Genomic DNA, 23059 nt, shown 5'->3' on the forward strand with positions numbered 1-23059 from the left:
TTTTAATAGTAATTAGATTTGAGGTGTTTTCAAATTTTATCTTCTCAAAACTTTCACATTTATTAAACATTTGTATCTACAAACATATAGTACCTTTGTATCGTGCACGACACAAATTACAAAATGAACAAAGAAGAGCAATTGAAATTGAGCAGTCAGGTATGTTTCCCGATATATTCTGTGTCGAGACTACTGACTAAGGCTTACAAACCGTACTTAGATAGAATGGGGATTACTTATCCTCAATATCTTGTATTACTCGTTCTTTGGGAAAATGATAGTGTGACTGTAAATGAAATTACATCAAAATTATATCTCAATACAAACACGGTATCTCCTCTATTAAAGAGGATGGAAGCAGCACATTTAATAGAACGTAAACGATCTAAAAGTGACGAGCGTAGTGTTCTTATTGAGTTGACATTAAAAGGTAAAGAACTTAAAACCGTCGCCAGTGAGGTGCCAGATAAATTATTGCAAGTGTTACTAACGACTAATGTGCAATTACCAGATATTATGACTTTAAAAGAAACTCTAGAAGAGTGGATAGAAGTTTTAAGTGAACAAAAAAATAAACAAAATAAATAAATTAATATGGAATTATTAGAACGTCTACAGTGGAGATATGCTGCAAAAGCTATGAATGGTAAAAAAGTACCACAGGACAAAATGGATAGAATTCTAGAAGCAGCTAGACTAGCAGCTACTTCTAGTGGTTTACAACCTTTTGAGATTTTTGTGATAAAAAGTCAAGAGATAAAGGAAAAAATACGCCCTATCGCATGGAATCAGTCTGTGGTAACAGATTGTTCTGATTTATTAGTGTTTGCTGCATGGGATAAGTATACAGAAGATCGTATCAACTACATGTTTGACCTAGTGAATGAAAAGAGAGGTTTTAAAAATGAAGGTTGGGAAAATTACCGCCAACAATTGTTAGGTATTTATCCACAACAAGCTGACGAGGTTAGTTTTAACCATGCTGCAAAACAAGCTTATATTGCTTTTACGCACGCTATGATTGCTGCTGCATTTGAAGAAGTAGATGCGACACCTATGGAAGGTTTTGATGCAGATGCTGTAGACGAAATTTTAGGATTGAGAGAAAAAGGATTGAGAAGTACGGTATTACTACCTATAGGTTACAGAAACGAGTCTGAAGACTGGTTAGTTAATCTTGAGAAAGTAAGAAGAAGTACAGAGGAATTAGTCACAGTAATTGATTAAGGAAAATTGAAGAAATTTAAAAATATAGCTATCGCTTTTGTTCTATTTGCAGCATTAGGTTGTAGTGAGAAGAAAGAAAATAAGGCTGAAACAGCTGAATTAGAAAATAATAGTAAAATTAAAAAAGAAAATAAGATGAAAGTATTATTTGTTTTAACATCGCACGATAAATTAGGAGATACAGGAAAGAAAACCGGTTTCTGGGTAGAAGAGTTTGCAGGACCATATTATACTTTAAAAGATAAAGGAGTAGAAATTACTCTTGCTACACCTAATGGTGGACAAGCGCCTATCGACCCTTCTAGTGCATCACCAGATGCTGCTACTGAGTTTACAGAAAGATTTGATAAGGATGAGGAAGCTCAAAAACTTATCAATACAACACACAAATTAACTGACGTTAATGCTGCTGATTATGACGCAGTATTCTATCCAGGTGGACATGGTCCATTATGGGATCTTGCAAACGATGCAACTTCTATAAGTTTAATTGAGACGTTTAATAGTCAGGATAAACCAGTAGGATTTGTATGTCACGCACCTGCAGCATTGAAAAGTGTTAAGGGAACTGATGGTAATCCGCTAGTTAAAGGTAGAAAAGTTACAGGATTTACAAATTCTGAAGAAGATGCGGTACAATTAACTGATGTAGTGCCTTTCTTAGTAGAAGATATGCTTCAAGAAAATGGCGGTATTTATTCTAAAGGAGATGACTGGTCTGAGTATGCATTACAAGATGGTAATTTAATTACAGGTCAAAACCCTGCATCATCTGTACTAGTTGCAGAAAAATTATTTGCTGCGGTTAAATAATTCTATTTATATAAATTTAAAAAGGGCTTATTTCTATTAAGAGGTAAGCCCTTTTTTTATATCTTAAATTCTCTATAAATCAATGTAGTAAACAGATTCTAGAAATAACTTTTCAGCGATTTCTTGATTTTTATCGTCCTTTAATTCTTTTAGAACACCAGCTATTTTAACTCGATTTTCTGGTAGTTTTTGAGATCCTTTTATATGAGCGATTAAGAAAGTAATATCAGATTCTTGATCTCTTATTTCATACACATCATATCGGTCCATAATAGGTATCATGGTAAATGTAGTCACGCTGCCGGTCATAATAGGTACCATTATAAAACCGTTAAAATCATTTTTAGACTCCGTTAATTTTGGGATACCAGTGATGATGGTGTTTGCAGCTTTAATACCAGTAGATTGTACCTGTGATGGTAGAAATTCCTGTGGCTTATACTTTAAATATGTTTCTTTAAGATTCTCATCTAGTTTAGAAAGAACTTCAGCTTTTTGTGTCTTGTCCAGTTGTGCTAGTGATAATTCTAAAAATAGAATCATTTGTTGTTGGTCATTAAAAAGCCCACCTACTTTTCCTAGTTCGGCTTTAGAAATAATACCGTCGTCTGCTCTAGTGAGTATGTTATAAAATCGACCACCATTATCAAGTATAGAAATAGCATCATTTGGGTTTTTAAAAGGTTCTATTTTTTTCATAATACTGTTGATTTTATAGGTTAGAAAGAACTATTTATTGTGAGTTTTTATTCTTTTTAAATACCTTTTCTTTAATAGATTTTATTTTCTTTTTGGCCTTTTTTCTCTTAGAAAAAGCATTTGAAATAACCATAGTTGTTAATAACGCGATAAAAGCAATAGTACCTAACGCACCACCATAACCATTAAAGAAATTTCCTTTATTGAGGTATATCACACTGAAGAGAATACCGGCAAGAGCGAGACGTAAATAACTACCTTTAGAATGTGAGGCAACCATACCTATAAATGAAGTACCTATAAAAACTATAGGTATACTCTTTGATAAATATTCATTTAAAACATCAGGAAAAATATAAAAAAACAAACCTACTATTAATGCTAACAGTGCAGATGCTCTTACTGCGCCTTGTTTTAAATGTTCATTTACATAATAGGTAAGAACAGATCCTAATATACCGACTAGTACTATGATTACATAATTCATATCGATAACCAGTTTAATAAATATATGACTACCACACCCAAAAAGGCAATCGAACCTAGTTTGCCACCTATACCTAAGAATAGATTCTTAGAAAGCATAAAAAAGACACCTGTTAGTACACCAGCAGTAACTATAAAACCTACAGATGGTGATATTTCTACACTGGACATACCTACAAATGCACCACAATAAATAGCTGCAGGTAATTTTTTTAAGTAATCTGATTTTTTGTTTAATGCAGGTATAAACGATGCTGTGGTTCCTGTAATTCCTGCTGCAAGTACACTGCCTAAATCTCCATAAACATTAAGGGAATAACAAATTAGCGCACCTATAGGGACCCAAATAACTACAGATATTTTTTCATAAGAATGATCTTCATGATGCAAGTCTAAATACCGGTACCCAAAGAATATAGTGAGAGCGATAAGAAGTACAGAGGTAACTATTAGAAAATTATTAGATTCATAATTCTCTTTTAAGGTCATTAACAAGAAGGTAATCTGCATTATAAAAACAGTTATTACCATAAAGAATCTAATGGCCTTATGTCTCTTCATGAGCTGTATTTAGTTTAAATTCTAAACAAATTTAAAGCAAAATAGGAGAGAAGCCGGCAGAATAGAAGACTAGTTCTAGACTTTTTTAAAAAGCTCAACAAAAACAAATCTTTCCAATTGTATAAATCAAAAAAGGCTAATTGTTTTTTAATTTACAATTAGCCTTAAAATGTAATGTGAGACTTACCTACTAATCAATAGGTAATAGAACTTTGTTTACCGTAAAACTCATTTCAGAAATATCTGGTGTAACCTCATTAATTCTAGAATTAGTAAAATATAAGTAGTTATTATAGATACTAAAAGTGTCTGCCCATTTTACTTTATCACCTTCTACAAGCGTGCGAATAGAACCATCTGGCTTTCTGTATTGTATTTTATTACTCTCCAAATCTGCGTAGTATAGATTTCCTGATTGGTCAAAGATCATTCCGTCAGGAGCAGCAGTTTTTGCTTCTAGTTTTACGTTTTTTTCTATCTCACTAGATAAAACTAATGAATCTGTACTTACAGAATATAAACTGTAACCAGTAAGTGCATGATAATAAAGGCGGTCGTTTTTTGTATCCAGAGCTATTCCGTCAGAATGTACAGTGTTGTTCCATACCTTATTATTAAAAGTTAAGCTAGAAACTTCAGCAGTAGTAGATGTATGATCTGTTAGAACTCTCGTTGATTTCTTAGTTTTTAAATCAACAATCACTAATCCTGCATGTCCAGAATCTGTTAAATAGATTTTGTTATTTTCCTTATCTACTCTTAAATCGTTGATATAAGAATCTTTAAAATAACTATCTGAATTTAGAAATATAGTCTCTACCAGCTCATCTGTATTAAAATCAAACACATAAACACGTGGAGCGTCCAGTACATTTTTAAATAAAGGACTTCTAGTATCCACTACATATAAAAGGTTTTCAAAAGCTACAACAGATTGCACACCTACGAATTGTGTATCACTTATTGGTAGGTCTATTTCCCATGAATTCCACTCATTATTAGGATAACTCGCTTGCTGCCCATCTTCTTTTATTTCCATTACAGAATTGGTAACCCCTTTTCTCCATCTAGGAAAATTCACAAAAATACGTCCAGAATCAGATAAGGTTACACCGGTAACTTGCTGTCCTTTAAACTCTGTCACCACATCTATTTGTGGTTCTATAATTTCTATTGATTCAGAAACTTTGATATCTACGATATCTCTAGTTTTATCTTTACAAGAACTAAAGATTGCTAAACAAATAGATAGAATTGCTATATTTTTTTTCATGATGTAAAGTTAGATAAATATTCAATTATTTAGCATACGCACCAGAAGAATAGGTCAACTCATAACTATGAGTATATATCTCAAACACAATACCAAATGGGTCTTCTACATAACACATTTTGAATGGTTTTTCCTTAGGGTAATACTCTCTAATAGGCATTCTTTGTTTACCTCCATAAGCCACTATTTTCCCTATTAATTCTTCAATATTAGGATCTTGAACAGAGTAATGAAATAATCCTGTGTTAAACGGATTAAACTCTGGTGCTTTCTTCACTCCATGAGGGAAAGAAAATAACTCGATTCCAATACCGTCAGACGTAGATAAATGAGCAATTTCAAATTCTGTCCATTCCTCGCCAAAAACGTCAATACACATTTGACCTATCGCGGTTCCTTTTTCTTTTTTAACCGTTGCAGGTTCCATAATAACATACCACCCCATTACTTCAGAGTAAAATTTAACGGCCTCGTTAATATTAGGTACAGTAAGTCCTATATGAGAGAATGACTTAGGGTAATCTTTATTAGTATCCATAATATTTATTTTAGATTTCAAAATTACTCTATATTTGCCTTATTAGAAATAACTTACCTAAAAGTAGTATAGTTACCTAAAAGAGTAAATTGCACATTATTAAATATTTAATAAAATTAATTTTGAAAAAAAATAACATTTGCCCATTAAATTACACCATGGGATTGATAGGTACTAAGTGGAAACCATTAGTATTATTTCATTTATTAGAAGGCGGTTTAAGATCTGGAGTTCTTCAAAAACACATCCCTGGAATCTCTAATAAGATGTTTACTCAAACGGTTAGAGAACTTGAAAAAGACGGTTTAATTTCAAGAAAAGTTTACCCTGTAGTGCCTCCCAAAGTAGAGTATCAACTAAGCGATAGAGGACAGTCGTTAGAGCCTATTTTGAGAGCTCTGGATCAATGGGGTTTAAAGGATGTTACCACTATTGATATGCCACAAGTATAGAATATAGAGATTGTCATATTTGTTAGAATATATACAGTCTTTTGTACGAGTGTTTTTTTCTATTCCGCTTTCGCGAAAGCGGAATCTTAAATACCACTTTTAAAAACTATGAACTTTAAAACAATAAAAGCTCTCTTAACCTATTATAGTCAGAGAGCCTTTATAATTATAACGGACGTAATATAAAGATTAATCGATGTTAAAACTATTTTCTATAATTCTAAATCCCTGAGAATTCTTTTGATGATCTTCTAAAGCCTCTTGAGTTAATATTGCGTAAGAACTACCTTGATTAGTAAACGCTATAATCTTACCTTGATGTTTTAAACCCATTGTGGTAAATTCAAAGGATGAAGTACGTGATTTAATAGTGCTAAATTCATCGTCTGCTATAGGATCAAAATTTAAATTGTTTATAAAACTATTCAATTTTAATTCTTCTATATTCATATCTATCATAAGGTCATGGTCTAGTATGTAATCAAAAGAAACTATAGTCATCAGTCCGCTAGAATTAAGGCCTTTTTTTTCTACTGCCATATAATAAATACCTTCTTCAATAAGCTCTTCATCGGTTACATGCCAGTCTTCTGGATAACTGAAAGAGAAACCATTACCTTGATATTTACTTTTATTTACACTACCGTCATCTGTACTAGTGGTCGCGTGGTTTTCAATATTTACTGTAGTATCGGTTGCATTTTTACAAGAGGTTATTAAAAGAAACGCAAGTAAAAAAGTCAGGGAAGTTTTCATAAGGTTGGTTTAGGTTAGTTATAAATAAAGTTATTGTATTTTAAGATTTAAAAATAAAGGAAACTATGATTAATTACCTAGTTATTGCTTCTAATTGATTTGATTAAGATGTCTAGCTAGAAAAACACCTGCACTAGAACATGCCTGCAGTAGATAGCCACCAGTAGGGGCGTCCCAATCTATCATCTCACCTATACAATATTGATTAGGTAGGATTTTAAGTTCATAATTTTCTGTTAGGGCGTCTCTATCGACACCACCTACGGTAGATATAGATTCTTCTATAGATGCGGTATTGATTATCTCTAAAGGAAATTGTTTTATATGACTAGCTAGAATTTCTTTATTAAGGTACGATTCTTTTGATAGATAGAATTTTAATAGATCTATTTGTGGAAGACTTAATTTGAGCTCTTTCTTTAATATGTCCTTTGTCGTTCTATAATTTGACAATTTAATTTTTGAAATTACTTTTTCTAAGGATAAGGAAGGTTTAAAATCTATAAATATAGTAGCTGTAGAATGAGTTATCAATTGCTGTCTAATTTGAGGGCTAAGACCATAAATGGCGTTACCTTCTAGACCAAATTTAGTAATAACAGCTTCTCCTTTCTGGACTACATCATTACAGCAAATAGCTATATTTTTTAAAGGTGTACCTTCATTTAATTCTATAAATTTAGAATTCCAATTAATGTTAAAACCACAGTTAGACGCCTGAAAAGATTGAATGTCTATCGATTGACCTTGAAATGTAGATAGCCAATCACCAGTAGAGCCAGTTACACTCCAGCTGGCACCACCTAGAGCAAACACCGTATAATCTGATTTTACTGCATGATCATTAATAATGGGATAATTATGAGTATCCCAACCGCTGAAGGTATGTTCATATTTAAACAAGACACCTTTCTTTTTAAGATGATTTAATATAGAATTCAGAACTTGAATAGGCTTTATTCCATCTTCAGGATAGACTCTTTTACTACTGCCTACATAAGTAGGAATACCTATTTGTTCGAGCCAGTTTCTAAAATCTTGATTTGTAAAATGAAGTAGGGCAGTTGATAGAAAATTATTAGGTGTGTATCTATTGATTAATTTTTCTATAGATTCTGAATGCGTTAAGTTAAAACCACCTTTTCCGGCAACTAAAAATTTGCGGCCAGAGGTTTTGTTTTTCTCATAGATAGTAGTAGAAAACTTTTCCTCATCTAGAAAAGCAGCCAGCAAAAATGCTGATGGACCACCACCTATAATAGCAACTGATTTTTTCATGAAACAAAAGTAATTATAAGAATCTTGTATTATTCTATGATTTCATAATCAATACTTAGTTTGCGCAACGCTCGCAATGCCGATCCTGAATTCTTATCACTAACCTCAATATCTACCGCATCACCTTCTAACAATATATCAGTAAGCTCATTTGCAAGAGATTCACTTATACCTGAAGAAATTTCTACTATACACCTAGCTATATCTCTTTTATTAGGTCGTTGATCGTCGCAAGAGAGTAAGTTCAATTTCATAATTAGTATTTAGTATTGTAATATACTAGAGTTTATCTCACTCTATGCTAGAATTGATTATTTAATAGTTTTAAAATCCCAAAAAGCATTTTTAGGCATGGAGGCTTCTACCGTTTTATTCTCTTTTGTATTTAAATCTTGATAGGTTAATTTCCAGGCGTGTAAACACACTGATAGGTCCTCATATTTTTGATCAGATCCATATTTTTCATCTCCTATAATAGGGCAACCTATATGTGATAACTGTGCTCGTATTTGATGGAATCTACCTGTTCTAGGCTTTACCTCTAATAGGTAACCATATTTATTCTGTCCTAGAATTTGATAAGATAGAGTAGCGTCTTGAGCGTTTTTAGTTTTAGTAGGTACTATATCTGCTCTTTTTTCTAGCCGATTCTTTACTAAAAAGTGTTGTAAGTTTTGTTTGGTTTTAGGTGGTTTATTACTGACTATAGCTAGGTATGTTTTTTGAACTCTACGACTACTAAAAAGCTCATTAAAAGCAACTAACACACTCTTTTTCTTAGCAAAAACAAGTACACCACTAGTCACGCGGTCTAATCTGTGAACGACACCCACATAAGGTTTCTTCTTTTTCTTAGCTATATAATCATGTACTTGATTTTCTACAGTAAGAGATTCAAAAGGACTTTTTTCGGTTATCAGCCCTGCAGCCTTATTTACAACTATAAAGTCGTTGTTTTCATGTACGATTTCTAAAAGAGCCATGCGGTCATTTTATTTTCAACGTTTAGTGTAGTGATAATGCTATCTTAGAATACAATTATGGATAGCCTAGATAGGGTTTTCTATAAAATGTTTTTCCGATACAACTATAGTTTTGGCCCAGATATCACCTACACGTTGATTATTTAATGTGTTATTGATAGTAATTATACCTATAATGCTCAAAGGGAACATATCTAGTGGATCTAACAGGTGGCGTTTAAGTGACTCTATAAAAGTGAGTTTTCTTTGATGACCAGTTGAAGGTATAGGCATTATTCCTACAAGAGAGTTACCTAAAGTAGCTCCTAGTGTTATTTCTAAAATTACTGTGAGAACTAACCATAAAGCTATTGGAATCAAAGCTGGGAATCCATTTAAAGAATAAGTTCCATATTCATCTCGAGTTCCTAATCCAAAAATCAACATAAAAGTAAAGCCGTAAATAATGGTGTAATCTATTAAACCTGCAAAGAATCTTTTTCCTGTATTAGGTTTGGTTTTTAAGGACTTCATAGATAGAGAATTTGTGATAAGTTGTTTTTAAAATGATGGTAAAAATAAAGAAAAGCCATAGATGTAGATACCACCTAAAATTAAAATCACTAAATAATCAATTTTCAATTTTACCTCTTTTAAATCAATTATAATAGATTTTAAATTTTGCTTCTCAGAAGGAACAACTTTAGTATTTGCTATATAATCACCTATGCGTCTTTTTGGATTAATGAAAGAAATAATAACCTCTATAGGCCAAGCAATACAAATGGTTAGATTACGAATAAAACACTGTAATTCTGTAGCTTGTAGACCTGTTTTGCGATTTATTATTTGATATCCTAATATTCTTTTTGCAGGACTTTTACCTTTCAAAAAATCCTTATTTGAATAGATAAAAATGATAAAGAAAAAAGGTATGAGATCCATACGATATACTAAGTTCCTAAATATCATCATAAGTACTATAGCTATAGGAATAGTAATACCGCAAAGGATAAAGTGATCTAAAAACATACTAGATATTCTGTGAAATCTATGTGAGCGATTAGAAAAACTATTAAATCGTTCAGTAATAGTTTCTTCTTGGTATTGATCAACGTTCTTATTCATCTTTCAGTAGTTAGAAACACATCTATATAAACATAATGAGAATGTAATATAAATTTTAATCTATTTCTATTAATAGTTTTGTTTAGTAGTACATTTAAATTCCGCTTTCGCGAAAGCGAGAACATCACATAAAAAAGTCCATTAAAATTTACGTTTAATGGACTTCTATTATAAAATTAAAAGAATTTATTTCTTAATCAAACCTATCTCTACAAGACGCTGGTGCAAGAAATCTCCTGCAGTAATGTCATCGTATTGTTTAGGATTATCCTCACTCACACACTCTTCTAGACAGTCCAGTTTCATATCGCTACGTGGATGTAAGAAAAACGGAATAGAGTAGCGGCTAGTGTGCCATAAATCACGAGGCGGATTTACCACACGGTGAATAGTAGAACGCAATTTGTTATTAGTATGACGTTGCAACATGTCACCTACATTAATAACTAGCTCGTCTTCCTTTGCAATAGCATCGATCCACTCACCATCACGACTTTGTACTTGTAAACCTGGTGCACTAGCACCCATTAATAAAGTAATAAGGTTGATATCTCCATGTGCACCAGCTCTTACCGCATTTTCTGGCTCGCTGGTAATAGGTGGATAATGAATAGGTCTAAGAATAGAATTTCCATTACTTGCCCAGTGGTCAAAGTATTTTTCATCCAGACCTATGTGTAAAGAAAGTGCTCTTAAAACATAAATACCAGTTTTTTCTAGCATTCTATAAGCATCCATTCCTGTTTTATTAAAGTCAGGAAGTTCTTCTACGATCACGTTATCAGGATAATTATCTTCTATATCTACATCTGGAGCAACCTCTTGTCCAAAATGCCAGAATTCTTTTAAATCTCCTTCTTTTTTGCCTTTGGCATGTTCCTTACCGAAAGATACATAACCACGCTGTCCACCTAATTCTTCACGCTCATAACCTAATTTAGTAGGTTTAGGTAGTTGAAAAAATTTCTCTACCTCTTTATAAAGTTGTTCAACAAGCTCGTCAGATAAAAAATGGTTCTTAAGTGCGACAAAACCTATTTCTTCATAGGCATTACCTATTTCTTTAATAAATTTTTCTTTTCTCTTAGGATCTTCACTTAGAAAATCTGCTAGATCTACGCTAGGGATATTAATCATGGTACTAATTATATTTATTATTTTCTAAAATCTCAATGATGTAGCCAGTAATAACTCATTACGAGTGTACAAAGGTGCAATATTTAATTGCACTTGAGATTCATTCAATTTACTTTTATTTTTAAAGATAACACTCTTTATCAAAGGATGCAGCCAGTAAGCTATTTTTGTTGATAAAATTCCTATTCCAGCTCCTGCTGCCACGTCGCTCAGCCAGTGTTTATCATTATAAATTCTCAAAAAACCAGTACTTGCAGCTATAGTATAACCGGCAATACTGTACCAGGGTGATACATGTCCATATTCTTGGTGTAAAAACTCTGCAGCCATGAATGATATAGCAGTATGCCCAGATGGAAAACTACTTTGTGACTTACCGCTAGGTCGTCTTATATTAGTATTATTCTTAATAAGATTTACAGACGAATATAAAAATAGAGTAGACGTACCTAGAATAACCGTTTTATCTAACATGTTGTTACGCCCTTTAATACCAGCTAGATCAAGACCATAAACTGCTGCAATAGGCACAAAAAGAGTATAATCATCTATGTCTATCTTGGTACCATCTGGTTGAAGAGTTGTTCTTAAATCTTGATCCCACTTTTTAATAGGATCGTTTTTAATGCCTATTACACCATAAGTAACAAGTCCTGCAGGTATAAATAGAGATTGGTACTTAAATTTCACATCTTTATTTATAGAAATAGAGTCAGCAGGCTGTTGTTGTCCATAACATATTATAGCACAAAATAGAACTAAGAATAAAAAAGGTAGCTTCATTAAAACAACAATTGTTAATACAAAGTTAGTAAATGAAAGCTTGTAACTAACTATAACGTTAAAGTAAGACGATAGATTATCTTACATTTGATTTACAGTCCACAATAATGATAGACACAAATCACACAAATTTAGATCAGCTTTATAAGAATACCCTAGATAAAGAGGTACTTATAGGTTTATATAAGAAAATGTTACTTCCTCGATTAATAGAAGAGAAGATGTTGATTCTATTACGTCAAGGTCGCATTTCAAAATGGTTTTCGGGCATAGGTCAGGAAGCTATTTCTATAGGTGTAACAGCTGCTATGCATAAAGAAGAATATATTTTACCTATGCATAGAAATCTTGGGGTTTTTACCACAAGAGAGATTCCGTTATGGAAACTCTTTGCGCAATGGCAAGGTAAAGCAGACGGTTTTACAAAAGGTCGTGACCGTAGTTTTCATTTTGGCACACAAGACTATAACATAGTCGGTATGATTTCACATCTAGGACCACAACTAGGTGTTGCAGACGGTATTGCACTAGCTCAAAAACTAAATAATACTGGTAGAGCAACAGCCGTTTTTACTGGAGAAGGCGGTACGAGTGAAGGTGATTTTCACGAAGCACTTAATGTGGCCAGTGTATGGAATTTACCAGTTCTTTTCTGTATAGAAAATAACGGCTATGGTCTTAGTACACCTACTACAGAACAGTACAATTGTGAAAACCTAGCAGACCGTGCATTGGGTTATGGAATGGAATCTCATATTATAGACGGTAATAATATTATAGAGGTCTACACAAAAATAGCTGCTATTCTTAAGGATATTCGTGAAAATCCGCATCCTGTATTGATAGAATTTAAAACTTTTAGAAGACGTGGTCATGAAGAGGCTAGTGGTACTAAATATGTACCAGATGAATTATTAAAATATTGGGAACAACGTGATCCATTAACACGTTTTGAGCAGTATTTGTTAGAAAACAACATCATCACTAGCGATAATGTGTTAGAATGGAGTGAAGAAATTAAAAAAGATATTAATGATGGTTTAGATACCGCTTCCGCGAAAGCGTTACCTAAAACAACACCAGAACAAGAACTGTCAGACGTTTTTAAATCCCACCATTTTGAATCTGTAGCACCTGATAATTCTACTCAAAATTTACGATTAGTAGACGCTATAAAAGATGGACTTGATGCTTCAATGGCAAAGTATGACAACTTAGTCATCATGGGACAAGATGTTGCAGAATATGGAGGTGTCTTTAAAATAACTGATGGTTTTGTAGCAAAATATGGTCGTGAGCGAGTGAGAAATACGCCTATATGTGAAAGTGCCATTGTTGAGGCTGGTATGGGACTAAGTATAGCAGGAATGAAGGCTGTGGTAGAAATGCAGTTTGCCGATTTTGTAAGTAGTGGATTTAATCCTATTGTTAACTACTTAGCAAAATCATATTACCGCTGGAATCAGCAGGCAGATGTAGTAGTAAGAATGCCATGTGGAGCAGGTGTAGGAGCAGGACCTTTTCACTCTCAATCTAATGAAGCATGGTTTTACACTGTACCAGGTCTTAAAATAGTATATCCATCTTCTCCTGCAGATGCTAAGGGATTATTAATAGCATCTATAGAAGATCCTAATCCGGTTTTATTCTTTGAACATAAAGCACTTTACAGATCGGTATATGATGACGTCCCAAATGGATATTATAATATAGAGTTAGGAAAAGCGTTAACTATACGAAGTGGAGAACAAGCAACTATCATAACATTTGGTGCAGGAGTACATTGGGCAAAGCAGTTAATCGATGAAGAAAAATTAGATATAGATCTTATAGATCTTAGAACATTACTACCTATTGATAATGAAAGTATTATAACCTCTGTAAAGAAAACAGGTAAAGTTCTCGTTCTTACCGAAGATAACCTGACAGGTAGTGTAGCGAGTGACATTGCTGCATTTATTAGTGAAGAATGTTTTGAGTTTTTAGACGCTCCAGTCATGAGATTAGGTAGTATAGATACACCGATACCATTTGAAAAAGGACTTGAAGATAATTACCTACCTAAAAATAAATTGAAAGAAAAATTAAAAAAACTGTTAAATTATTAACTTTAGGCTAATAAAAATTATATTTTTGAATGCCCCTTACGAACCTAATCAACAACATATTATGAAATTTATGGATGAGGCGGACAACTTCCGCTATGTACTATGGGCACTTACGATCATATTTGCCTTTTTAGTGTTTTTTGGACCTAACCCAGAAGGTGGTAGTTTAATGCCGACAGCGGTTACTTTATTTTCTTTATTCTCTTCTTTATTGGTTATTTATTTAATCTTAAAGTTTGTACAGAAAAGAAGATACAGAGATAATGATTCAAATTAACATTTGATTTACTTCTAGCCGTTATCTTTGGATAGTGGATAAAGAATACGATATTATAATTGCCGGTGGTGGACTTTCAGGTCTGACAGCGGCAATTTTGTTTTCTAAAAACTATAAAGTTCTATGTATTGATCCAGATAGTTACCCTAGACACAAGATGTGTGGTGAATATTTGAGTAATGAAGTAATGGATTTTTTACGTACTCTAGATATAGATCTAGATCAAGAAACATCTATTAACCTAGAACAATTAAATTTTACCACCACAGATTCTAAACAAATTAAATGCAATTTACCGCAAGGTGGCAAAGGCATTTCTAGGTATCACTTAGATCATTTACTTTTTAAAAAAGCGAGTCTTAAAGCTACTTTTATTGAAGATAAAGTGCTTGATAGTAATATTAATAAGGATACATTTACCGTATACACTTCTAGAGATCAATTTACTTGTAAACAGTTTATCATGGCTACTGGTAAACGCTCTATACTAGATAAAAAGCTAGAACGCGATTTTATGAAATATAAATCGCCATGGTTAGCTGTAAAAATGCACTATCAATATGATATGCCAGATAATCTAGTAGAACTACATAACTTTAAAGGTGGCTATGCAGGTATTTCAAAGGTTGAAAATCGTCATGTAAATCTTTGCTATTTAGCAAGTTATAAGTCTTTTAAAGAACATAAAAATGTAGCAGATTTTAATACTGCAGTGTTATCAAAGAATAAACATTTGGCCTCATTTTTAGACAATGCGACTCCTGTTTGGGAACAACCTATAACTATATCCCAAATATCTTTTGAAAAAAAACTAGCCGTAGAGCGTCACATACTTATGTTAGGAGATACTGCTGGTTTAATACATCCGCTTTGTGGTAATGGAATGGCTATGGCCATACATAGTGCACAAATAGCATTTAAAAGTCTAGAACCATTTCTTCGTAATCAAATATCGAGAGATCAATCATTATCAGATTATTCACAAGAATGGAATAAAACATTCCGTAAGCGATTATGGATAGGACGACTATTGCAAGGTATTCTTTTAAATAAAACGTATACATCGCTAGGACTCTGGTTTCTAAGTAAACTGCCTTTTTTACTGCCTATAATTATTAAAAAAACACATGGGAAACCTATCTAATATAAAATACAGATCTAACCATCGCAATACAGATACAGAATGGATGGATAACCCTAATCTAGATCAGGTCACATTACAACATGCGGTAGATGATATTAATACAGTAAATCGATTACTCAATGGCTTTAATTTTACTTTAAAAGCAATTAAAAAAGAACTACAAAAATACCCTAACAAAGCACTAACCATTGTAGACGCAGGCTGTGGTGACGGTGAGATGTTGCGATTTTTAGAAAAGAATTTGAAACAAGAAAATATCTCTTTTCTAGGTCTCGATTTTGCAGCTCGTTCTATTGAAAAAGCTAGATTGAAGAGTGAAGGTTTATCAAGATTACGCTTTCGCGAAAGCGATATTCTCAAAATAAATCCAGCTGATTTAAAGTGTGATATTTTAATAAGCTCCTTAACGATGCATCATTTTGATGATAATGAGATTGTTACCTTCTTGACTAAATTTAAAGAAATTACAAGTAAATCAATTATAATCAACGACTTGCATAGACATAAACTTGCATTTCTATTTTTTAAATATTTAAGCCCTATTTTTATAAGGCATGAGATTTCAAAACATGATGGCCTAATAAGTATCGCATCTGGTTTTAAGGTTAGAGACTTTAAAAAATATGCTAAAGCTATAGGCGTTAAAAATGACCGATTGACATGGAAGTGGTCGTTCCGATATATATGGATTATTCCAGTGTAGATGAGTGTAAAAATAAAAAGTGTAGCAACGGTAACACCGCAGTATTATAAAGAAACTAAGGATATTTTACCATTTGTAGAAGAATGGCTTTCTGGTCAGGAGGAGCGTTTAAGACGTAAAACTATTAAGATTTTTGAAGGTGCTGGTGTTGATAAACGTTATTCTATCATGGATCCTATAGAGGTATTTACAAGTACTTCTTTTCAAGATCGCAATGATATTTATAAAAGAGAAGTGGTACCACTAGCACAAAAAGCGGTAGAAAAAGCACTAGAAAAAGCATCGTGGAAAGCTCAAGAGCTGGATTATATCATAACTGTAAGTTGTACAGGTATAATGATACCGTCTATAGATGCTTATTTGATTAACTCTATGGGAATGCGACAAGATATTGTGCGTTTACCAGTAACAGAAATGGGATGTGTTGCAGGAATATCTGGTTTAATCTATGCAGAGAATTTTTTAAGAGCAAATCCTGGTAAAAAAGCTGCAGTGATAGCAGTAGAAGCACCTACGGCTACGTTTCAATTAGGAGATTTTTCTATGGCAAACATGGTTAGTGCGGCCATATTTGGCGATGGATGTGCCTGTGTTTTACTATCTTCTTGTGATGAGGATAGTGGACCAGTGATAAAAGGACATGAAATGTACCATTTTCCAGATGCTACACATATGATGGGTTTTGACCTTGTGAATAGTGGTTTACAAATGGTGCTCGATAAATCTGTACCGGATACTATTGCGAGCCATTTCCCAAAAATCATACATCCGTTTTTAGAGAAAAACGGATTAGAAATAAAAGATATAGATCATTTAATTTTTCACCCTGGTGGTAAAAAGATAGTACAAACTGTTGAAGGATTGTTCTCTGATTTAGGAAAGAATATCGACGACACAAAAGAGGTTTTACGTCTTTATGGAAACATGAGTAGTGCAACGGTACTATTTGTTTTAGAACGCTTTATGAGTCGTGATATAAAGAAAGACTCTAAGGGATTAATGTTAAGCTTCGGACCTGGGTTTACGGCACAAAGAATACTTTTAGAATGGTAAAAGACTTTGAAAATAAATACGGTTTGATACTAGGCGGCAGTAGTGGTTTAGGATATGCCAGCGCTTTAAAACTTGCCCAACATGGAATGAATCTCATCATATTTTATCGTGCTTCTAGAATGCAGGCAGTAGCTATTGAAGCCAAATTTGAAACATTAAGATCTTACGGTATCGAGTTACTTACAGTAAATAGTGATGCCACAAGAGAAGATAAATTAGAAGAGAATACAGCAAAAATTATTGAGTTTCTCAAAGGACAAAAAATTAGTGTCTTGTTACACAGTATCTCTAAAGGCAATTTAAAACCTCTTACTGGTGAGCAAACGTTAACTACTAGTGACTTTCAGCAAACCATCCATTCTATGGGAATAAGTCTCTACAGCTGGACCAAAGCTTTATTTGATGCGCAATTATTTGCACAACCTGCAAAAATTTTAAGTTTTACTAGTGAAGGTAGCACAAGACCCATGAAATCATATGCAGCTGTTAGTGCTGCAAAAGCAACCCTAGAAGCTATAAATAGGAGTATAGCTATAGAATTTGCTCCATTTAAAATCTCTTCTAATTGCATACAAGCTGGTGTTACAGATACTTTAAGTCTAAGTATGATACCGATGTATGAAGAACTTAAGAAAGAAAGCTTAAAAAGGAATCCGCATCAAGAATTAACTACTCCAGAGCGTGTTGCAAATGTGGTGTATTTGATGAGTAGAGAAGAGGCGAGCTGGATAACTGGTACAATTGTAAAAGTGGATGGCGGTGAGAGTTTACAGTGATTTTAATTAAAATCTATATTGAATGACAACGATCAAAAGTGAAATAATAGGTGTTTTAAGACAGAATGATGAGTTTGATGATTGGTGGGAAAGTGAATTAATTGAGATTCCATTTTTTGACAATAAGAAACTAAAAATTACATTCACTGATCTAAATCCTAGTCAAGATCTTACTTTCATACAAGATGCAGATATTGCGCTTCGTAGTTTTTTAGAAAAACGAGTTACAAATCGTTTAACTATTAGCAACGCGATATTCAAAAATTGTATGGATTTTTTAAAAGCAGTCGAATATGATGAAGCAGATAAAATGCTTTGGGATATTCAATATAAAGAGGAGATATGGAATTTCGTTTATCCAGAGAATATTTATGTCTCTAGAAGTGATGCAGATATTTATATTAACGCTATCTGTGAATGTGAGTGGGAACATGAACATGGACTTCAACTAGTATTCTTTAAAGGTATAAAACTAACTAGAGTGAGTAGTCAAGACGGTCACTTAACTGAATCAGAAGCCTACAATATTAATGAAAACGAATTAATAGGCCCAAATTCTAAAACAAAGGGTGTTTCGAAACCAAATACCTGGTGGAAAAAATTTTGGACATAAATTATTTAAATCACTTGTAATTTTAATTAATAATAATGCTTCTCAACCCTTTAGAAAAAATAGTAGCCAATTTACCCTATGGTGATGGGTTCAAATTTGTAGATCAATTACTTGAATTAGATGAGGATAGTGTGATTGGTATTTACCGCTTTCGCGAAAGCGAGTACTTCTATAAACATCATTTTGAGCACCAACCAGTAACGCCAGGTGTAATACTTATAGAATGTATGGCTCAAATAGGACTAGCCTGTTTAGGTAGTTATTTGATGCGTGATAAGGATAGTAAACCACAGTTTGTGTTTACAGAAAATCACATTAACTTTTTAAACACTGTTTTACCAGAAACTACGGTTATTGTAAGTGCAAAAAAAGACTACTTTCGATTCGGAAAACTGAAAGTAGTCGTTCAAATGATGGACGAAAATGAAAATAAAATCGCCGAAGGATGGATGAGTGGTATGATGTTGACAGAATAAACATTCTTTAATTAATGTTCTAATAATCTATTTCATAGCTCATATCCAAGCTTACTTATTCAAATTCCAGTTATAATCCATATAACGCACACGAGCATCTGCATTAATTTTTACTTTGCTGTACTTATTAAGAAAGTCTATGATGTCACCTTCTTGTGTAAAATCTTTTTTAAACCATTTAAAGATATTTGATATCTCAACACGATCTGCTGTAATAGAATTACGTTTAGAATCATTAACAAATTGAACAGCTAGTTGATGGAGCTGACTATCTACTTTATCTGCAACAAAAGCCTCATTCATTAGAGGTGGACAAGAGAACGATGCACAATTAATACCGAAATGAATACGAGGATCATCCATTTTTCTTAATATTTGATGTTCTATCTCTTCTAGATTGATCCATTTATCACCTATTTGCCAGAAACGTTGTTCCCATGGGTTTTTAATATCCTTGATACTTTCTGTAGGATAATTTCTTAGGATTAAATCTATAGTCATTGCATTATAAGCATTCATATAATAAGCTAGTAGATCATTTTTAGTCCATGAATCTTCTGGCGCGTTGTTTTTAATAAGAACTATGTAAGAGCTTAATTTTTTACGTTCTTTTTTTAAACCTGCATAATCTACGTGACCATCGTTAGTAACATATTTTTTAAGTAATTGATCAAAGCTACTATGATCTATAGTTGTACTAGTTTCAATAACTGGAACAGGTGCTTGAATTACTGTTTCTTCCATAGATTTCTCTTCCTTAGTCTTTTGCAGACTATTTTCAGTTATTTTAGGAACTTCAAGATTAATGGATGGCGTTTTTTTAACAGCTTCCATCAAAGCAGGTTGTGATACAGCAACCTCATTAGACATCGGTACTGACACCTCCTTAGACTTAGGATGTTCTTCAGCTATTTTTTTTTGTGAATTACATGATGTTATAAATAGAACAACGGTAAGTAATGCAAATAAATTTCTCATAATTGTAATTTTTAAAAGTATTGACCTATTCCGAATACGAAACCGTTAGTAGCGTTATTACCTACACCAAAGCCGTAATCAAAACGTATGACAGCGTTAAAGATACGTTTATGAATAAAACGTATTCCCAAACCTGGGTTAATTTTGAGCGTACTTCCATCGACTAGGTCATCAAGACCACCATTAGGCTTGCGCCAGGTTCCAGCATCTATAAAAGTGTTACTTTGTAGTACAAACCAGTCTTTTTCATATAGCGTGTGACGGTATTCTGTATTAAGAGTAATTTCTGCTGTACCACGACCTGAGCTATTTCCTGCGCCTCTTATATTAATTTGATTATCTAGTGCAAAAGGAGCAAACCTTGACTCATTAAAAGAAGCGTAGGCTAGCTTTAATCTATTTGCCCAGTTTCCTTTCTTTCCCACTTTTTGAAAGTATTGGAAATCGGTTTGCGCTATAAGTTCATCTTTTAATAAACCTTCTCCACCAGTAATTAACTCTAGGCTTGTAAAGTTCCTATAACCAGATGTGTATTGATAATCTATCTCAAGGTGGTTGTTCTCATACTCTCCTAAAACGCTCCATTTTTTGGCACTAAGTTCTTGTGGTACCTCGCTAGTAATGATACCATCTAGGTAACTATATTCTTGGTCAGAATATCGTACACCTAATTGAAAATTATTATGAAAATCTAATTCATATAAGGCATAAACTTCAGCACTTTGATTATCAAATCTATAATTTACGGTATTATCATTATCAAAGAATATAGGCTCTCTTAAAACGTTATTTTGATAATTTACACCTATCCCTAATTTATTGGTAAACAAGTAAGGAGCTTCCCAAAAGACTCCATAAGAATCAAAAATGTTACGCCCATAATAACCACCTATCAATTGATTTTCTCCAAATAAGTTGAACTCAAATAATGATAATCTAAAAGCAAAACTCTCGTCATTTGCTTGTGACGCACGTACACCAGGGATAATGGTAAAATTCTCTACTATTTCATAAGTAAGAATATATGCCGTAGAATCGCTTTTATCTAGCGTGAATGTAGCCTTTGCCACACCAGGTAATCTATTCAGTCGTTCTACATCTGTAGCGACCTGAAAAGGATCATAAATATTACCTGCTTTTACTTTGACTAATCTTTTAAGAAAAGACTCTTTAGTCCTTTTTAAACCAGTAAATTCTATACTTTTTACAATTATATCTTGAGCATTTAAAACACCGGAAAGTAAAATAAAAAGGAAAAATGTAATTTTTTTAAACATCTAACTACTTGTTGATTGATATAGCAAAATTACCTTGTTACTTGGATATAAAGTTCAAAAGAATCATAATTATCATCACAGAAGTATAAAACTAACGGGATAAAATTGTGAACTATTGACCATTTGCATTGCTATTGTTAAAATGCTTATTCATAACTAATAGATTATGTAATTTAGTAAAACGATGAATGCACATAAGAATAGAGTAGTAATAACAGGAATGGGAATTGTAGCACCTAATGCTGTTGGGGTTCCCGCTTTCGCGAAAGCGTTACAAGAACAAACCTCAGGAATACGATTTGATCCACAACTAGCCGATTTAAACTTTGGGTGTCAAGTATCAGGAACACCACAAATTACAGAAGAATTATTAGCTGAAAACTTTACAAACTTACAATTGAGAGGCTTAAAAGCAACCGGATTAGTCTATGGTGTGATAGCTGGTAAAGAAGCTTTTAAAGATGCAGGTCTAGTAATAGCTGGTCCTGATGTCGCCATGAAGGATATGGGAATCATATTCGGTACTGGGCAAAGTGGAGGCGAGAAATTTAGAGAAGCCATACTATTAATAGATCAAAAGAAAGTGCGTAGGTTAGGAAGTACCAGTGTTATACAGACCATGACTAGCGGTATAAGCGCCTGGCTTGCCGGAGAATTAGGCTGCGGTAACCTAGTAACAAGCAACTCGAGTGCGTGTTGTACTGGTACCGAAGCTTTTTTAATGGGATATGAGCGCATAGCAGCTGGTAAAGCAACACAAATGTTAGTCGGTTCTACCAGTGATTCTGGACCTTATATCTGGGGTGGTTTTGATGCCATGCGTATTTTACCTACTAAGTATAATGAAACTCCAGAAAAGGCGAGTAGACCCATATCTTGCGATGCTGCTGGATTTGTACCAGGATCAGGAGCAGGTGCGTTTATTTTAGAAAGTCTAGAGAGTGCCTTAAAACGTGGTGCAAAAATATACGGAGAAGTTCTAGGAGGTGCTTTAAATTCTGGTGGACATCGTGGAGACGGCTCTATGACAGCGCCTAATGGACAGGCAGTTCAAGACTGTATAAAATTAGCTTTAAAAGATGCCCAAATTAAACCGCAAGAAATAGATGCTATCAATGGGCACCTTACTGCAACCTCTAAAGATGCTTTTGAAGTGAAAAATTGGTCTGTAGCTTTAAATAGAAAAGGAGAAAACTTTCCTCTTATTAATACCTTTAAATCTTATGTAGGTCACTGTCTTGCTGCAGCTGGTAGTATAGAACTGGTGGGTACAGTATTACAATTAAAGAATAACGTAGTTTATGGAAACAGTAATATCACCTCTTTGCATCCCGATATAACGGATGTAGTAGATTCTAATTGTATACCTAATCAAATGGTAAATAGAGATTTAAAAATTGTTGCCAAAGCTAGTTTTGGTTTCGGAGATGTAAATGCTTGTGTTATTCTCAAAGAATACAGCGATTAACTACATTATCCTCACAAAAAATATCAGTTTTCAGTTTCCTTATGTAATCTCATTATATATAGTTAAACTGACCAATATAGACTTCTTTAATTC

Annotated in this window: 28 protein-coding genes; 13 read left to right on the forward strand and 15 right to left on the reverse strand. The window is 33.3% G+C overall.

The window, feature by feature from the left end; genetic code table 11:
- Positions 1-123 precede the first annotated feature (123 nt).
- The 3 genes from ACJJVJ_RS01470 to ACJJVJ_RS01480 are packed head-to-tail and all read left to right on the forward strand — an operon-like array spanning position 124 to position 2040.
- The gene (locus ACJJVJ_RS01470) at positions 124-588 is read left to right on the forward strand and encodes a MarR family winged helix-turn-helix transcriptional regulator (protein ID WP_405368462.1); all 465 of its coding nucleotides are present in this window, start codon (positions 124-126) and stop codon (positions 586-588) included.
- Positions 589-594: 6 nt separating this feature from the next.
- Positions 595-1227, forward strand: coding sequence for an NAD(P)H-dependent oxidoreductase (locus tag ACJJVJ_RS01475; RefSeq protein WP_104514819.1), 633 nt, complete (start codon positions 595-597; stop codon positions 1225-1227).
- A gap of 6 nt (positions 1228-1233) precedes the next feature.
- Positions 1234-2040: a type 1 glutamine amidotransferase domain-containing protein gene (locus tag ACJJVJ_RS01480; RefSeq protein ID WP_405368464.1), complete on the forward strand. Its 807-nt coding sequence runs from the start codon at positions 1234-1236 to the stop codon at positions 2038-2040.
- A gap of 72 nt (positions 2041-2112) precedes the next feature.
- Here ACJJVJ_RS01480 and ACJJVJ_RS01485 read toward each other — a convergent pair whose 3' ends face one another.
- From ACJJVJ_RS01485 to ACJJVJ_RS01505, 5 genes are all read right to left on the reverse strand, one after another.
- Positions 2113-2739, reverse strand: coding sequence for a hypothetical protein (locus ACJJVJ_RS01485; protein ID WP_405368466.1), 627 nt, complete (start codon positions 2737-2739; stop codon positions 2113-2115).
- Between the two features lie 34 nt (positions 2740-2773).
- Positions 2774-3226, reverse strand: a complete 453-nt coding sequence (locus ACJJVJ_RS01490; RefSeq protein WP_405368467.1) for a hypothetical protein — start codon at positions 3224-3226, stop codon at positions 2774-2776.
- Positions 3223-3786 carry a hypothetical protein gene (locus tag ACJJVJ_RS01495; RefSeq protein ID WP_104514822.1) on the reverse strand — a complete coding sequence of 188 codons (564 nt, stop codon included), beginning with the start codon at positions 3784-3786 and terminating at the stop codon, positions 3223-3225. The genes ACJJVJ_RS01490 and ACJJVJ_RS01495 overlap by 4 nt, the downstream gene beginning before the upstream one ends.
- Before the next feature lie 190 nt (positions 3787-3976).
- Positions 3977-5059 (reverse strand): L-dopachrome tautomerase-related protein, encoded by a 1083-nt coding sequence (locus ACJJVJ_RS01500; RefSeq protein ID WP_405368469.1) that lies wholly within the window; start codon positions 5057-5059, stop codon positions 3977-3979.
- A 25-nt stretch (positions 5060-5084) separates the two neighbouring features.
- Positions 5085-5597 (reverse strand): VOC family protein, encoded by a 513-nt coding sequence (locus tag ACJJVJ_RS01505; RefSeq protein WP_405368471.1) that lies wholly within the window; start codon positions 5595-5597, stop codon positions 5085-5087.
- A gap of 158 nt (positions 5598-5755) precedes the next feature.
- Between ACJJVJ_RS01505 and ACJJVJ_RS01510 the strand changes: the two genes are divergently transcribed.
- Entirely contained in the window at positions 5756-6049 is a 294-nt protein-coding gene (locus ACJJVJ_RS01510) for a winged helix-turn-helix transcriptional regulator (protein WP_405371221.1), read from the forward strand.
- A 189-nt stretch (positions 6050-6238) separates the two neighbouring features.
- On the opposite strand, the gene ACJJVJ_RS01515 is transcribed toward ACJJVJ_RS01510, so the two are convergent.
- The 8 genes from ACJJVJ_RS01515 to ACJJVJ_RS01550 all read right to left on the reverse strand — a co-directional run bounded on the left by ACJJVJ_RS01515 (position 6239) and on the right by ACJJVJ_RS01550 (position 12093).
- On the reverse strand, positions 6239-6805 hold the full coding sequence (locus tag ACJJVJ_RS01515; protein WP_405368473.1) for a PsbP-related protein: 567 nt from the start codon (positions 6803-6805) through the stop codon (positions 6239-6241).
- Positions 6806-6895: 90 nt separating this feature from the next.
- Positions 6896-8083: an NAD(P)/FAD-dependent oxidoreductase gene (locus tag ACJJVJ_RS01520; RefSeq protein ID WP_405368474.1), complete on the reverse strand. Its 1188-nt coding sequence runs from the start codon at positions 8081-8083 to the stop codon at positions 6896-6898.
- A 29-nt stretch (positions 8084-8112) separates the two neighbouring features.
- The gene (locus tag ACJJVJ_RS01525) at positions 8113-8337 is read right to left on the reverse strand and encodes a hypothetical protein (protein WP_104514825.1); all 225 of its coding nucleotides are present in this window, start codon (positions 8335-8337) and stop codon (positions 8113-8115) included.
- Positions 8338-8394: 57 nt separating this feature from the next.
- A complete protein-coding gene (locus ACJJVJ_RS01530) occupies positions 8395-9066 on the reverse strand; it encodes an RluA family pseudouridine synthase (RefSeq protein WP_405368476.1) in 672 nt (223 codons plus the stop codon).
- Between the two features lie 66 nt (positions 9067-9132).
- On the reverse strand, positions 9133-9579 hold the full coding sequence (locus ACJJVJ_RS01535; protein WP_405368477.1) for an RDD family protein: 447 nt from the start codon (positions 9577-9579) through the stop codon (positions 9133-9135).
- Between the two features lie 27 nt (positions 9580-9606).
- Entirely contained in the window at positions 9607-10173 is a 567-nt protein-coding gene (locus tag ACJJVJ_RS01540; RefSeq protein WP_405368479.1) for an RDD family protein, read from the reverse strand.
- 186 nt (positions 10174-10359) lie between these two features.
- Positions 10360-11310 (reverse strand): isopenicillin N synthase family oxygenase, encoded by a 951-nt coding sequence (locus ACJJVJ_RS01545; protein ID WP_104514827.1) that lies wholly within the window; start codon positions 11308-11310, stop codon positions 10360-10362.
- Between the two features lie 24 nt (positions 11311-11334).
- Positions 11335-12093: a phosphatase PAP2 family protein gene (locus ACJJVJ_RS01550; protein ID WP_405368480.1), complete on the reverse strand. Its 759-nt coding sequence runs from the start codon at positions 12091-12093 to the stop codon at positions 11335-11337.
- 107 nt (positions 12094-12200) lie between these two features.
- Between ACJJVJ_RS01550 and ACJJVJ_RS01555 the strand changes: the two genes are divergently transcribed.
- The 8 genes from ACJJVJ_RS01555 to ACJJVJ_RS01590 are packed head-to-tail and all read left to right on the forward strand — an operon-like array spanning position 12201 to position 19243.
- Entirely contained in the window at positions 12201-14201 is a 2001-nt protein-coding gene (locus ACJJVJ_RS01555; protein ID WP_405368481.1) for a thiamine pyrophosphate-dependent enzyme, read from the forward strand.
- Between the two features lie 25 nt (positions 14202-14226).
- Positions 14227-14478, forward strand: a complete 252-nt coding sequence (locus ACJJVJ_RS01560) for a hypothetical protein (protein ID WP_146080369.1) — start codon at positions 14227-14229, stop codon at positions 14476-14478.
- 34 nt (positions 14479-14512) lie between these two features.
- Complete coding sequence (locus ACJJVJ_RS01565; protein WP_405368483.1) at positions 14513-15622, forward strand: NAD(P)/FAD-dependent oxidoreductase; 1110 nt, start codon at positions 14513-14515, stop codon at positions 15620-15622.
- Positions 15606-16325 carry a methyltransferase domain-containing protein gene (locus ACJJVJ_RS01570; protein WP_405368485.1) on the forward strand — a complete coding sequence of 240 codons (720 nt, stop codon included), beginning with the start codon at positions 15606-15608 and terminating at the stop codon, positions 16323-16325. The genes ACJJVJ_RS01565 and ACJJVJ_RS01570 overlap by 17 nt, the downstream gene beginning before the upstream one ends.
- A complete protein-coding gene (locus ACJJVJ_RS01575; RefSeq protein WP_405368486.1) occupies positions 16326-17378 on the forward strand; it encodes a type III polyketide synthase in 1053 nt (350 codons plus the stop codon).
- Complete coding sequence (locus ACJJVJ_RS01580; protein WP_405368488.1) at positions 17372-18154, forward strand: SDR family oxidoreductase; 783 nt, start codon at positions 17372-17374, stop codon at positions 18152-18154. The genes ACJJVJ_RS01575 and ACJJVJ_RS01580 overlap by 7 nt, the downstream gene beginning before the upstream one ends.
- A 22-nt stretch (positions 18155-18176) precedes the next feature.
- On the forward strand, positions 18177-18767 hold the full coding sequence (locus tag ACJJVJ_RS01585; protein WP_405368489.1) for a DUF6985 domain-containing protein: 591 nt from the start codon (positions 18177-18179) through the stop codon (positions 18765-18767).
- Positions 18768-18802: 35 nt separating this feature from the next.
- On the forward strand, positions 18803-19243 hold the full coding sequence (locus ACJJVJ_RS01590; RefSeq protein WP_405368491.1) for a 3-hydroxyacyl-ACP dehydratase FabZ family protein: 441 nt from the start codon (positions 18803-18805) through the stop codon (positions 19241-19243).
- A gap of 51 nt (positions 19244-19294) precedes the next feature.
- On the opposite strand, the gene ACJJVJ_RS01595 is transcribed toward ACJJVJ_RS01590, so the two are convergent.
- Positions 19295-20221 carry a DUF547 domain-containing protein gene (locus tag ACJJVJ_RS01595; RefSeq protein ID WP_405368492.1) on the reverse strand — a complete coding sequence of 309 codons (927 nt, stop codon included), beginning with the start codon at positions 20219-20221 and terminating at the stop codon, positions 19295-19297.
- Positions 20222-20232: 11 nt separating this feature from the next.
- Positions 20233-21498 (reverse strand): POTRA domain-containing protein, encoded by a 1266-nt coding sequence (locus ACJJVJ_RS01600; protein ID WP_405368493.1) that lies wholly within the window; start codon positions 21496-21498, stop codon positions 20233-20235.
- Between the two features lie 184 nt (positions 21499-21682).
- Here ACJJVJ_RS01600 and ACJJVJ_RS01605 point away from each other — a divergent pair, with 184 nt between their 5' ends.
- Positions 21683-22966: a beta-ketoacyl-[acyl-carrier-protein] synthase family protein gene (locus ACJJVJ_RS01605; protein WP_405368495.1), complete on the forward strand. Its 1284-nt coding sequence runs from the start codon at positions 21683-21685 to the stop codon at positions 22964-22966.
- The last annotated feature ends 93 nt before the right edge of the window (positions 22967-23059 follow it).

Source organism: Nonlabens sp. Asnod2-A12 (genome assembly GCF_045063745.1).
In the GTDB taxonomy this organism is placed as follows: domain Bacteria; phylum Bacteroidota; class Bacteroidia; order Flavobacteriales; family Flavobacteriaceae; genus Nonlabens; species Nonlabens xylanidelens.